The sequence below is a fragment of the Eubacterium ramulus genome (genome assembly GCF_045002895.1).
In the GTDB taxonomy this organism is placed as follows: domain Bacteria; phylum Bacillota; class Clostridia; order Lachnospirales; family Lachnospiraceae; genus Eubacterium_I; species Eubacterium_I ramulus.
The window spans coordinates 1,005,511-1,017,943 of the sequence record NZ_CP173382.1; the positions used below are offsets into that span (position 1 = coordinate 1,005,511).

The following is a 12,433-nucleotide window of genomic DNA, read 5'->3' on the forward strand; positions in this document are numbered from 1 at the left end:
TACCATCCTGTCGTAAAATAAAACCAGGGCTAGATTAGATAGAATATCTATGAACTATGATCTGAGCCGTGGTATGTAACAGTATCACGGTTCTTTTTTTGAAAGGAACAGACAATATGTATAAGATCAGAATAGAAGAAAGTTTTGATTCCGCGCATTTCCTTGCCGGTTACGATGGAAAATGCAGTAATCTGCACGGGCATCGCTGGCGGATCGTGATGGAAGCAAAAGCAGATAAATTGCATGAAGAAGGACAGCTGCGTGGAATGGTTACGGATTTTGGTGACATTCGCAGAGATCTGAAGGAACTTGCAGATTTTTACGACCATGCTTTGATTTACGAGAGCGGAACTTTAAAGTCGCTGACCATTCAGGCGTTGAAGGATGAACAGTTCCGCCTGATCGAAGTGCCGTTTCGGCCAACAGCAGAGAATTTTGCAAAATTCTTTTATGAGAAAATGACATTAAAAGGATATGCCGTACAGGAAATAGCCGTGTATGAGACTCCAAATAACTGTGCTGTATATCAGATGTGAGATGACTCCTACCTATGCAGGTGGTGAGCAACAAAAGTTGAAAAAGGGTAGAGGTAATATAGAAATCATATGACAAATTATAAAGTAGTAGAAATATTCAGCAGTATCAACGGGGAAGGCACTCGTGCCGGACAGCTGGCAGTGTTTGTCCGGATGCAGGGATGTAATTTGAACTGTACATACTGTGATACAAAATGGGCAAATGAGGCGGACGCAAAATTTCACTGGACTTCCACAGAGGAGATTCTGGAATTGCTTCGTAGTATGGAGATAAAGAATGTAACTATCACAGGAGGAGAACCACTGCTTCAGGAAGAGATAGGAGAATTATTGGAAGCAATGGCAAAGGAGGAGAACCTGCGGGTTGAGATTGAAACAAATGGAAGTGTACCATTGCAGCCGTTTGCAGAGATTCCGAACGGACCGTCTTTTACCATGGATTACAAGTTGCCGGGTAGCGGCATGGAAAAATATATGCTGCCGGAAAATTTTGCAGTGCTTCGTGCGCAGGATACAGTGAAATTTGTGGTGAAAGATTATGAAGATCTGTGCCGGGCAAGGGATGTGATCCGGGAATACGATCTGACAGAAAAATGTCATGTATATCTGAGTCCGGTCTATGGACAGATTGAACTGGAAAATATTGTAAACTTTATGAAAGACAACCGCCTGAACGATGTGAATATGCAGCTACAGATGCATAAGATCATCTGGGACAGCGAAATGCGTGGTGTGTAGGAAAGAGAGGGAGATACAATGGCAATAGATAAAGATGCAGTGCGGGAACACATCCGTGGGCTTCTGATCGCACTGGGAGATGATCCGGACCGAGAAGGTCTGAAAGATACACCGGATCGTGTAGCACGCATGTATGAGGAAGTATTTGAAGGCATGAATTATACCAATCACGAGATTGCACAGATGTTTGACAAGACATTTGAGGAGGATCTGACGTTTTCTTCTGAAAACAGTGATTTTGTGATTGTAAAGGATATCGATATTTTCAGTTACTGTGAGCATCATATGGCATTGATGTATGATATGAAAGTAACGGTGGCATATGTACCAAATGGAAAAGTTATTGGTCTGAGTAAAATTGCCCGCATTGCAGATATGGTGTCCAAACGTTTGCAGCTGCAGGAACGCATTGGTACGGACATTGCAGAGATTATGCAGGAAATCACCGGTTCCGATGATGTAGCGGTATTAATTGAAGGCTGTCATAGCTGCATGACTGCCCGCGGAATTAAAAAAACGGCAGCAAAGACATATACGACGACATTGCGCGGACGGTTTCAGACAGATTTGCAGCTTCAGATGCGTCTGAACCGATAAGCGTGTGTTGAGAGGTACGCAGTAGAAGTATGTCATGCAATTGCATGACGCGAAAGCGGATTGCGAATGTCCGCTTTACGATTGGAATATCAGATATTTCGAAACATTAATAAGGAGTGAGAAAGAAAAATGGCAGAAAAAGCATTAGTATTATTCAGCGGCGGTGTGGATTCCACCACTTGCCTCGGTCTTGCAATTGAACGGTATGGCAAAGAAAATGTAATTGCACTGTCTGTTTCTTATGGGCAAAAACATGAAAAAGAAATTGAAGCATCGAAAAAAATTGCACAGCATTATGGTGTGGAGCATTTATATCTGGATCTGGGAGCTATCTTCCAGTACAGTAACTGTTCCTTGCTGAGTCATTCTACAGAAGAAATTCCGGAGGAAGCGTATGCAGAGCAGCTGACTAAGACAGACGGAAAACCGGTATCAACTTATGTGCCTTTCCGAAATGGTCTGTTTTTATCTTCTGCAGCAAGTATTGCGCTGTCTAAAGACTGCAACGTGATTTTTTATGGTGCACATAGTGACGATGCGGCAGGAAGTGCTTATCCGGATTGCTCGGATGCTTTTAATCAGGCAATGAAGGATGCTATTTATCTTGGAAGTGGTAACCAGGTGACCATTGAAGCACCTTTTGTAAATTGGACAAAGGCAGATGTGGTGAAAAAAGGTCTGGAGCTGAATGTTCCTTACGAACTGACCTGGAGTTGTTACGAAGGCGGCGAGAAGCCATGTGGAAAATGCGGTACCTGTATTGACCGGGCAGCTGCTTTTGAAAAAAATGGCGTAAAAGATCCGGCACTTGATTAGCTGACTGGAACGGAGTGCAGATTTGCAGAGATGTACAGCCAGATGGGAAAACAGAAAGAACTGTCGCTATCTGCAAAAGACCGATAGAAAAAAGGAGAGAAGGAACGATGACAGGAAGAAGCAAAGAAGAGACAGCAGGAGTATCCCTGCTGGGAAATCAGAATGTCCGATATCCGGATGATTATGCACCGGAAGTGCTGGAGACATTTGTGAACAAACATCCGGGAAATGATTATTTTGTAAAATTTAACTGCCCGGAATTTACCAGTTTGTGTCCGATCACAGGGCAACCGGATTTTGCAACGATTACTATTTCCTATGTACCGGGAGAACGGATGGTAGAGAGCAAATCACTGAAGCTGTATCTGTTCAGCTTCCGTAATCACGGAGATTTTCATGAGGATTGCGTCAATGTTATCATGAAAGATCTGATTAAATTGATGGATCCGAAATATATTGAAGTATGGGGAAAATTCACACCGAGAGGTGGAATTTCCATTGATCCATATTGCAATTACGGAAAAGCAGGTACAAAGTGGGAAGAGGTAGCATGGAACCGTCTGACAAACCATGATCTGTATCCGGAAAAGGTTGATAATCGATAAAGTCATAAGAATATATAAATCCGGTATCTGTAAAATGTTTTCGGATCATACAGGTATAGATTCGGAAAGAAGATACCGCCTAGTGGGAGAATATTAAATAAATGGACGAGATGAAACGAATTGACCGTGTGTTAAAATATAAAGGTTCTATTGTGGATGTATATGATGATGTGATGCAGTCGCCAACCGGAAAGATTGCACATTGGGATTACGTTGCACACCGCAAAGGTGCGGCAGCGGTACTTCCGGTGTTAGAAGATGGACGGATCCTGATGGTGCGTCAGTACCGGAACGCATTAGATCGGGAGACACTGGAGATTCCGGCTGGTTCCAGAGATAGTACGGAGGAAGCGACATCTGTATGCGCTGCCCGTGAGCTGGAAGAAGAGACCGGATATAGAGCAGCAAAGATGGAACTTCTGATAACGGTATCCACGACAGTTGCTTTTTGTAATGAGACCATCGATGTATATCTGGCAACAGAACTGACACCGACGCAGCAGCATCTGGATGAAGATGAATTTGTGGAAGTGGAGTGCTTTACAATCGATGAATTAAAAGATATGGTTCTGACTCAGAAGATTCAGGATTCAAAAACTGCCGCTGCAATTATGGCATATTATGGAAAATACTGCATAGATTAGAGAAAAAGCAAAGCAGCGGGATGGTAAATGATAACAGATACTGTACAACAACCAGGGAAAATAACGATGCTGCAGATCGGTATCGCACTTTTTCTTGGTTGTTTCTTTTTTGGAAGCATTCTGAGCAATTTTATATGGCAGGATACAGCCTGGTGGATTGGATCTGCAGGGGATACAGACTGGCAACAGATTCTGGCAGATGGAGAACAGCGGGAACGCTTTTTTGGGCAGGTTTTAATCCTGCGGGGGATTCCTTGGATTATACTGCAGATTTTCCTCTTCATTTCCTGGGGACGGTGGGTGTTCGCAGGTTGGTATGGATGGCTGGGGGTGTCCGGCGGTATGGTGACAGGTGCATTCTGGAACAGAAACGGACTGGCAGGTATCGGACAGGTTCTGGGATTTTGTTTTCCGCAGATGCTTGTCTATAGTGTGGCATATTTTGGACTACTCCTCTTACTGGTAGCATGGCAGAAACTGCGTAAGGAACGGAGAAATGCAGTCGTTATGCACAGGAACCGGAATGGAAAGACATTGGCGGTGTTTGTATTTTTGCTATTGTGTAACACTGGTATTTATACGATGGGAATTTGGTTGGAATTGGTTGTGAACCCGTGGGTTGCAACTTTTTCAATGCAATTACCGATAAAATAAAATCAGCTGGTATCAATTTGATCGCAGAATAAGCATCCCCCTTCCCCCCACGCTTCAAGTGTGTAGAGCACTAAGCGGGGGGAAGGGGGATGCTTATGTCAGTGATTCTGAAACGAATCTGCCCGATTACACTGAATAGATCAAACATTCCGGGTCAAATGGGTTTGACCTGAATGCTAACGGACAGAATCAGCAATTGCATACAGGAGCTGTTCGGATTCTTCCCATCCAAGACATGGGTCAGTAATAGATTTTCCATAAATGTGTTCACCAATTTTCTGATTTCCCGGACAAATATAACTTTCGATCATTACGCCTTTGACCAGTTTATTGATGATCGCAGATTCTTTGCGGTTGTGCATTACTTCCTTGACGATACGAATCTGTTCTTCGTACTTTTTGTTGGAATTGGAATGGTTTGCATCCACAATACATGCCGGATTTACCAGATCCATTTTTTCATACATTTCATTCAGGCGAATCAGATCTTCGTAGTGGTAGTTGGGGATAGCAACCCCGCGTTTGTTGACTGCACCACGCAGGATAACATGAGCCAGTGGATTGCCGGTAGTGTCTACCTCCCATCCGCGATGTACGAAATGGTGAGGATGCTGGGCAGCATATACAGAATTTAACATAACAGAAAAATCACCACTGGTAGGGTTTTTCATGCCGCTGGCCACATCAAATCCGCTGACAGTCAGACGATGCTGCTGATCTTCTACGGAACGGGCACCGATAGCCACGTAGGAGAGCAGATCGTTGATGTAGTCCCAGTTTTCCGGGTAAAGCATTTCATCTGCAGCGGACAGACCGGTTTCTTCAATGGCACGCAGATGCAGACTGCGGACTGCGATGAGTCCGGCAATCATATCCGGTTTTGCCTCCGGATCCGGCTGGGTAGCAATTCCTTTATAGCCTTCTCCGGTGGTCCGTGGTTTGTTCGTGTAGATACGTGGAATCAGGATCAGCTTGTCTTTCGTCTGCTCGTTTACTCTTGCCAGGCGGTGGATATAATCCATAACCGGCTCTTCTTTGTCTGCGGAGCATGGTCCGATGATGACAAGAAATTTATCTGATTCGCCACGCAGTACGCGGCTGATTTCTTCATCTCTTTCACATTTGATTTTTTTGCAGGTATCATTTAACGGGTAGGTCTGCTTAATCTCTTCCGGTGTCGGTAATTGTTTTAAATAAGAAAAACTCATGATATTACTCCTTTATTGATGGCTGAAAAATTTCTGACGGATGATGTCGACCGGCATTTTTTGTCCGGTCCAATATTCAAAGGAAGCTGCACCCTGGAACAGAAGCATATACAGTCCGTTAAATACGGAACATCCGGCAGCTTCGGCCATCTGATACAATTTTGTCTTGCGTGGATTGTAGATGATATCGCATACAATCAGTTCCGGGAACAGCATGGATGCATCCGGAATCGGACACTGATCGTCATGTGGCGCCATACCTACGTTGGTAGCATTGGTCAGAATGGCACTTTCGGAAACGCTCTTGCGCATCTGTTCAGTGTCTGCAAAATCATAAATGTGAATATTGCAGGAGGTATGTTCGCGGACGCGGTCTGCGAATGCCAGTGCACGGTCAAATTCTTCCGGGAGTTTCAGCTGAAAGATGTCGATGTCTGATACACCATCCAGAGCTGCCTGAGTACAAATTGCAGTGGCAGCACCGCCGCATCCGAGCACTGTCATTTTTTTCCCAATGATGTCATGTCCGGCATCTGATACGGAAGACATAAATCCAATACCATCTGTAGTATGACCGGTCAGCCTGCCATCTTTAATAATGACAGTATTGCATGCCTGTGCAATTTTGGCGGCTGGTGTCAGCTCATCCATGTATTCTAACACGTGTACTTTGTACGGCATAGTTACGTTGAAGCCTTTTGCACCGATATCTCTGAGACCGCGTACTGCGGTACCCAGATCACTGCCGGCAAGATCAAATGCCAGATAGACATAATCCAGTCCCAGCTGACGAAATGCTTCATTGTGCATCTGGGGGGAGATGCTGTGCGCTACCGGACTTCCGATGAGTCCGGTCAATGTTGTTTTTCCGGTAATTTCCATAATCTTTTCCCTGCCTTTTTGTATCTCATATTTTTCAAGCTTTTCAATAATAATGATGGGTATTTGGTAAATATGAACGGTTTTATATGTCCTTATGATAGGGTGTTTTAGAAAAAAAGTCAATATTTTCAATCTTTTAAGGTTTATCATTACGAAAAAACATGTTACAATGAAAATGTTAAGCGTAAATAATGGAACGGAGGAACATTATGCAAAATGCATTTGAAATAAAAGGAATACGAATTGGAGATGGTCAGCCGGTGATCTGTGTGCCGGTGGTGGCTCTAAAAAAGGAAGAAGTCATTACTAATATCCGTTTTCTGGCGGAACAAAAGGTGCAAATGATCGAGTGGCGTGTGGATTGTTTTGAAGAAGTCGATGATTTCCATGCGGTGAGTGAAGTGCTGCAGGTAATACGTCCGGTACTGGAGCATACCATTTTCCTTTTCACTTTTCGGACAAAACAACAGGGCGGAAGCCGCAAGATGGAAGAGTGGAAAATCCTGAAGCTGAATGAACTGGCAGCAAAAAGTGGTTGTGCGGATCTTATAGATCTGGAGTTTTTTGAGGCCACAAAACCGGAAAAAGAAATCCGCCGGTTTCAGCGGATGGGTGTGCGTGTCATTGCTTCCCATCATGATTTTGATGAAACTCCGGATGACCGGATTCTGCGGATGCTGATGGAACAGATGCAGCAGGGTGGAGCTGATGTGGCAAAACTGGCAGTAATGCCGAAAAATGCAGATGATGTGGTACGTTTATTGAAACTGACCAATGACATCAGGCAGAAATATCCGACGCTTCCGGTTGTTACCATGTCTATGGGTGCTCTTGGAGTAGTCAGTCGTATGGCCGGAGAAATCTTCGGATCCTGCATCACTTTTGGCGCTGTTGGGGAGATTTCTGCACCGGGACAGATTCCGGCTGGTCAGCTGGAACATATTCTGCAGATAATCCACAAGGGACTGGAATAAATAAAAACATTAAGATACGAGGAAAATTGTGATGAAACAACATATTTATCTGATTGGTTTTATGGGAACTGGTAAAACAACGATTTCGCATAAGTTACGGGAACTGACAGGGGCTGAAGAAATCGATATGGATGCATGGATCGTAGAGAAAAATGCCTTGTCTATCAATGAAATGTTTGAAAAATACGGTGAGACTTATTTCAGAGACCGGGAGACGGATGCTGTATGTGAGATTGCAAAGTCTGCTTCGGCAATCGTATCCTGCGGCGGCGGTGCGGTACTGCGGCAGGAAAATACACAGATAATGAAGGAGAGCGGCAGGATCGTGTTGCTGACAGCAACACCGGAGACAGTATACCAACGGGTAAAGAACAGCACAGACCGACCGCTGCTTAACGGTCATATGAATGTGGAGTATATTGCATCCCTGATGGAAAAGCGTCGGGCACTGTATGCGGGAGCCTGTGACATCAGCGTGTCAACAGATGGAAAAACACCGGAGCAGATTGCAATGGAAATTCTGGCGGCGGCCGGCGAAATGTGAACATAAAATCCGGGAAAGGTTTACTGGTATATGAATGTATTACTGATAGGCGGATCTGGAAGCCTGATCAACAGTTTGATTGTGAAATTTAAAAAAGAAGGACACCGAATATTTCTGCTGACAGGAGACCGGTATAAAAAACAGAAATATGAACCGGTATTTGAACGGTACAATTTTGCCTACAGCAGTGAAAATCTGCAAGAGATTATGGAAAGTGTTCGTCCGGATATAACAATCTATACCGGGGCTTTTGATCCGAATTACCGCTGGATGTCCGAGGAACGGGAGACCGTACGTTTCACATCGGATCTTATGAATGTGCTGGTGGCATATTCTACGATCCGGATGGGTAAATTTATTTTTTTATCTTCTCATGAAGTATATGAAGGCTATCATGAAAATGCACTGACTGAGGATATTCCACCAGAGACAACGGGATATCGTGGAACGACGCTGATCCAGGCAGAAGAAATTTGTAACAATTACAGAAAAAACTGGAAATTAGATCTTTTGATCCTGCGTCTGGATCATTTGTTCTGCATTCCGGAAAGCGCACCGGAGATTCACAGTGTGTGTGCCCGGATGTGCCTGGAAAGTATGCGGGATGGATGTATCAGCGCAGACAGCAATCATGAATTTGCCATGCTCTATGAGCAGGATGCTGTAGAATTTATTTTTCAGATCGTAAAGAGCAGGGAACATAAATTTTATCTGTATCATCTGTCATCAGACTGTGTGATCAGTGAGGTGGAACTGGCAGGACGGATTCAGAAATGTCTGAACAACGGATCAAGCATTGTGACAGTTTCAAAGTATGACAAGCGCTGTATTCTCAGTGGAAAGCGGTTTCAAGAAGAATTTGGAATGCATACAATTTTTGAACTGGATGAAATTATTGGCCAGACCATTGATTATATGAGAAAACATGAAGAACGGTTTGATAAGTATCAGGAGAGCCGGGATTCATGGTGGAAAATTCTCTGGAAGAAATGGAAATGGGTGTTTCAGGTTATAGTTCCATTTGTGGAAAACTTGTTATGTTTCATTCCGTTCTTTATGTTGAATAACAGGATGACTGACAGTGCGTATTTTACGAATCTGGATCCGTATCTGCTGTATGTACTGGTTTTTGCGATTATTTATGGACAGCAGCAGGCAACTTTTTCGGCTGTCTGCGCAGTTGCGGGATATCTGTTCCGGCAGATGTATCAAAGGACAGGATTTGAAGTAGTGCTGGATTATAATACATATGTGTGGATAGCACAGTTATTTATCCTCGGACTGATCGTTGGGTATATGCGGGATCAGATCCGGATGATCCGAAGGGAAAGTCTGGAGATGGAAGAGCATCTGACCGGGCAAATTGCAGATTTGCAGGAGATCAATGCAACAAATGTTCGGATTAAGGCTGCTATGGAGCAACAGCTGATCGGACATCAGGACAGTATCGGAAAGATTTACCAGATTACATCCAGACTGGAACAGCAGATGCCGGATATTTATCAGGAACTTGCAGAGCGGAGAGTATATATTAACAAAGCGATGGCTGAGGAGTATCCGCTTATGGCAACTGCTATTTACGAGGAAGAAGAAATCCGGCTGATCATTATGGTATGGGGATTAAGCTGGGAGCATATGACACTGGGAGAAGCAAATTTTCTGACGGTTGTCAGTTATCTGATCCAGAATGCGGTTCTCCGTGCACAGCGGTATATAAAGGCACTGGAAGAAGCACGTTATCGGGAAGGCAGTGAGATCCTGGAGCCGGAAGCTTTTGAATCGCTTGTCAGGGCATATGAACACGCGCAGGGACGCAATCTGACACAGTATACCCTGTTGTGTGTTTCGGAACAGCCGGAAAGATATAAAAAATCTGCAGTGATATGAGAGGGTTGCTGCGAAGTACAGATTATATGGGAATGCGTGCGGATGAAAAATTATATGTTCTGTTGACAAATACCGGAAGAACGGATGCGGTATTTGTGGAGCAGCGATTTGAGAAAAAAGGATATCCGGTCGTGGCTGTGGAGATAGAATGATGGACAGACATATCAGGTTGATTATAATGTTGCTGCTGGTCAATACAGTAATTACGGCAATATATCTGTTTTTGGGATATATCCGGAAAACAGAAAATATACAGGGACGGTGGATGAAAGCAGTTGTAATGCTGTTATGTCCATATGATAATGTCCGGCGAGTGCAGTTATGAGCGTGTCCATGGATTGTGGCGTTTCCAGCATCTTCCACAGAAATTCACCGGTTTCGTTTATTATTATGCCGTGTTTCTGATCGGCAATGCTCTGTCCGTAAGGTAATAGATAGGTGTGAGGACCGATTTTGCTTAACACATAGCCTTGTTGTTGTTTTAACATGAAAATCTCCATTTCCAAAGGTATAATCAGATAAAAAATCCCCCGGCATGAAACCGGGGGAAAATGCAACCGGCGGGAATCGAACCCACATTGCAGGAGTCGGAGTCCTGTGTTCTATCCGTTAGACTACGGTTGCTTAACTGGTTGATTGACTCAACAGAAAACATCATAACACATAACTTGAAAAAAATCAAAACATTTTTTGTTAAATCTGAAATATTCTATGACTATTTCATAAACTTTTCGGAAAATGCCTAGACGTAGTTTTTTCCCTGTGGTATGATGTTAGGCGAAATATCGGAGGTAAAAAATGTCAGATTTTGATAAGAAAAAAAGTTCTGTGAACAATAATGAAAATTATAATAAAAAAGTAGATCATACAGACGATGATATTTATGAGATTCCGGATATTGTAAGCAACGGAAAGAAGAGTAATAAAATGGAAGATAGAAAAGATAAAAAGAAAAAAACAGATCATACACAGAAACATATGTTTGAAAACCGGTTACATCATCATAGAAAAGAAAAGGAAAAATCGGACATTCTGGAGGAACTGGAATTTATTTCGGAAGAGAGTGTAAAGGACAAGTCCCGGATGGCTGAAGGAAAACCGATTTCCCATGAATTTGTGTCAAAGAAAAAGACATTGCGCAGAAGTGTGGATGCCAGAGAGGCGAAAAAGGAGAAATCTGTTGCCTTTATGCGTCGGAATATTGCTTTCGTAGGCATTGGATGTCTTGTTGTAGTAGTAGGTGTCAGTGCAGCTGCCATAGGTGTTAAGAATATGAAAGCAAAAAAAGCAGCAGCGAATAAGAACCAGGCACTGTCCGCACAGGAATATGAAACCGATCAGTATGCTGAGATCAATACGTTGATGGAAAATTATTATGCATCTTATGCATCCGGAAATACCGGTGAGATGCTGGAGTTTGCAAATCCAATTTCCGACATGGAGAAAAGCTATATCTCCATGTACAGTCAGTATATTGAAAAATACAATAACATTACCTGTTATACCAAGACTGGTGCAGATGACAGTTCTTTTATTGTGATAGTGGCATTTGATCTGAAATACAAAAATGTGGATACTGCAGCTCCGGGGCTTGACTGTTTTTATGTAAAGACCAACGAGCAGGGCAAGTATTATATTGATAATGTATACAGCCCCTTTAATATGAGTTATCAGGAGAACCCGATTGACGATACGATCCGTCAGCTGATTTCTGATTTCCAGAATGGAGCGGATATCATTGCTTTGCAGGCAAACGTGCAGACCCGTTATGAAGATGCGGTAAATGCCGATGCAAATCTGCAAAATCTGTTGGAAGTAACGATTCCGAATGCAGTCAGTGAGTGGGAGATACAGCAGCAGCAGCTGGCAGAGCAGAAAGCGCAGGAAGCAGCAAATCAGGTTGCCCAGCAGGATCAGACTGAGCAGCAGATACAGCAGCCGGATCCCCCGATTACAGATCAGCCGGTACAACAGCCGGAAGTAACACAGCCGGATCAGACACAGGTGGCAGATACCACAGAAGTTGAACAAAAGGCATGGGTCTATGCGACGGAAACCATGAATATCAGACAGGAACCAAACGAACAGTCCGCCGTACTGGCATCTGCATTCCAGGGGTCTGAACTGCGCCAGCTGGCGGTGACAGCAAATGGCTGGGTTAAAGTTAAGACCGGTGATATCGTTGGATATGTCAAGAGTGAGTACATTACCACCCAACAGCAGTAAGTAAAAAACAGAGAGAGGGGACAGGTTAACTGTTCCCTTTTGATATGTGTATAAAACGGGGATTCGAAATCTGCATAGTTTTTGTGCTGCAGGACAATACTAAATCAAAAAGAGGAGGTATC

Annotated in this window: 15 protein-coding genes and 1 tRNA gene; 12 read left to right on the forward strand and 4 right to left on the reverse strand. The window is 43.6% G+C overall.

The annotated features are described in order from the left end of the window. Positions 1–116 precede the first annotated feature (116 nt). The 7 genes from ACIRUQ_RS04485 (at position 117) to ACIRUQ_RS04515 (ending at position 4,590) form a co-directional block, all read left to right on the forward strand. Positions 117–536, forward strand: coding sequence for a 6-carboxytetrahydropterin synthase (locus ACIRUQ_RS04485; protein WP_021739765.1), 420 nt, complete (start codon positions 117–119; stop codon positions 534–536). 69 nt (positions 537–605) lie between these two features. After that, the gene (gene queE, locus ACIRUQ_RS04490; RefSeq protein WP_021739766.1) at positions 606–1,274 is read left to right on the forward strand and encodes a putative 7-carboxy-7-deazaguanine synthase QueE; all 669 of its coding nucleotides are present in this window, start codon (positions 606–608) and stop codon (positions 1,272–1,274) included. Positions 1,275–1,292: 18 nt separating this feature from the next. Then, positions 1,293–1,871: a GTP cyclohydrolase I FolE gene (gene folE, locus ACIRUQ_RS04495; RefSeq protein ID WP_021739767.1), complete on the forward strand. Its 579-nt coding sequence runs from the start codon at positions 1,293–1,295 to the stop codon at positions 1,869–1,871. A 129-nt stretch (positions 1,872–2,000) separates the two neighbouring features. After that, on the forward strand, positions 2,001–2,687 hold the full coding sequence (gene queC, locus ACIRUQ_RS04500) for a 7-cyano-7-deazaguanine synthase QueC (RefSeq protein ID WP_022036397.1): 687 nt from the start codon (positions 2,001–2,003) through the stop codon (positions 2,685–2,687). 107 nt (positions 2,688–2,794) lie between these two features. Beyond that, a complete protein-coding gene (gene queF, locus ACIRUQ_RS04505) occupies positions 2,795–3,292 on the forward strand; it encodes a preQ(1) synthase (protein ID WP_022036398.1) in 498 nt (165 codons plus the stop codon). A 101-nt stretch (positions 3,293–3,393) separates the two neighbouring features. After that, positions 3,394–3,936 (forward strand): NUDIX hydrolase, encoded by a 543-nt coding sequence (locus ACIRUQ_RS04510; protein ID WP_021739770.1) that lies wholly within the window; start codon positions 3,394–3,396, stop codon positions 3,934–3,936. 27 nt (positions 3,937–3,963) lie between these two features. After that, positions 3,964–4,590 carry a hypothetical protein gene (locus ACIRUQ_RS04515; protein ID WP_021739771.1) on the forward strand — a complete coding sequence of 209 codons (627 nt, stop codon included), beginning with the start codon at positions 3,964–3,966 and terminating at the stop codon, positions 4,588–4,590. A gap of 176 nt (positions 4,591–4,766) precedes the next feature. Here the strand turns inward: ACIRUQ_RS04515 and ACIRUQ_RS04520 are convergent, their stop codons facing one another. Then, entirely contained in the window at positions 4,767–5,798 is a 1,032-nt protein-coding gene (locus ACIRUQ_RS04520) for a 3-deoxy-7-phosphoheptulonate synthase (RefSeq protein ID WP_022036400.1), read from the reverse strand. Between the two features lie 12 nt (positions 5,799–5,810). Further along, complete coding sequence (locus ACIRUQ_RS04525; RefSeq protein WP_172679862.1) at positions 5,811–6,680, reverse strand: shikimate dehydrogenase; 870 nt, start codon at positions 6,678–6,680, stop codon at positions 5,811–5,813. 209 nt (positions 6,681–6,889) lie between these two features. On the opposite strand from ACIRUQ_RS04525, the gene aroD reads away from it, so the two are divergent. From aroD to ACIRUQ_RS04545, 4 genes are read left to right on the forward strand one after another with little or no spacing between them, the layout of a single operon-like run. Continuing rightward, positions 6,890–7,654, forward strand: coding sequence for a type I 3-dehydroquinate dehydratase (gene aroD, locus ACIRUQ_RS04530; RefSeq protein WP_022036402.1), 765 nt, complete (start codon positions 6,890–6,892; stop codon positions 7,652–7,654). A gap of 31 nt (positions 7,655–7,685) precedes the next feature. Then, a complete protein-coding gene (locus tag ACIRUQ_RS04535) occupies positions 7,686–8,198 on the forward strand; it encodes a shikimate kinase (protein ID WP_022036403.1) in 513 nt (170 codons plus the stop codon). Positions 8,199–8,228: 30 nt separating this feature from the next. Beyond that, entirely contained in the window at positions 8,229–10,085 is a 1,857-nt protein-coding gene (locus ACIRUQ_RS04540; RefSeq protein ID WP_242853558.1) for an NAD(P)-dependent oxidoreductase, read from the forward strand. Then, a complete protein-coding gene (locus tag ACIRUQ_RS04545) occupies positions 10,082–10,237 on the forward strand; it encodes a hypothetical protein (protein ID WP_021739777.1) in 156 nt (51 codons plus the stop codon). Before ACIRUQ_RS04540 ends, ACIRUQ_RS04545 begins: the two co-directional genes overlap by 4 nt. A 51-nt stretch (positions 10,238–10,288) precedes the next feature. Here ACIRUQ_RS04545 and ACIRUQ_RS04550 read toward each other — a convergent pair whose 3' ends face one another. Beyond that, positions 10,289–10,573, reverse strand: coding sequence for a PqqD family protein (locus tag ACIRUQ_RS04550; RefSeq protein WP_167618686.1), 285 nt, complete (start codon positions 10,571–10,573; stop codon positions 10,289–10,291). Between the two features lie 64 nt (positions 10,574–10,637). Beyond that, a tRNA-Arg gene (locus tag ACIRUQ_RS04555) sits at positions 10,638–10,709 on the reverse strand. Between the two features lie 174 nt (positions 10,710–10,883). Between ACIRUQ_RS04555 and ACIRUQ_RS04560 the strand changes: the two genes are divergently transcribed. Continuing rightward, a complete protein-coding gene (locus ACIRUQ_RS04560; protein ID WP_022036406.1) occupies positions 10,884–12,311 on the forward strand; it encodes an SH3 domain-containing protein in 1,428 nt (475 codons plus the stop codon). Positions 12,312–12,433: the final 122 nt, after the last annotated feature.